The 355-nt window shown below is 48.2% G+C and carries 1 tRNA gene; it reads left to right on the forward strand.

Annotation, left to right across the window (positions count from 1 at the left end):
* Nucleotides 1-127: 127 nt before the first annotated feature.
* Nucleotides 128-203 (forward strand) — tRNA-Glu (locus tag ACKQAD_RS20285).
* The last annotated feature ends 152 nt before the right edge of the window (nucleotides 204-355 follow it).

Below are 355 nucleotides of genomic sequence, written 5' to 3' on the forward strand. Positions count from 1 at the left end.
AAGGTAACCGTAGGGGAACCTGCGGTTGGATCACCTCCTTACCAAGAAGATGTGGGTTGAGTGCAGTGCTCACACAGATTGTCTGATGAAAATAACGAGCAAAAGCGTCAACAAAGTACGGTGTCGTGTCCCCTTCGTCTAGAGGCCTAGGACACCGCCCTTTCACGGCGGTAACAGGGGTTCGAATCCCCTAGGGGACGCCAGCGCATCCGACCAGTCCGGTGAAAGCGGAGGTCTTCAGTAAGTAACACACTTACCTCATATCTTAAAACTGATTAGCAATAGTCAGGGTTTAAGATATTGCTCTTTAACAATCTGGAACAAGCTGAAAATTGAAACATGACAGCTGAACAGT

Source organism: Pectobacterium artocarpous, from assembly GCF_046159765.1.
In the GTDB taxonomy this organism is placed as follows: domain Bacteria; phylum Pseudomonadota; class Gammaproteobacteria; order Enterobacterales; family Enterobacteriaceae; genus Pectobacterium.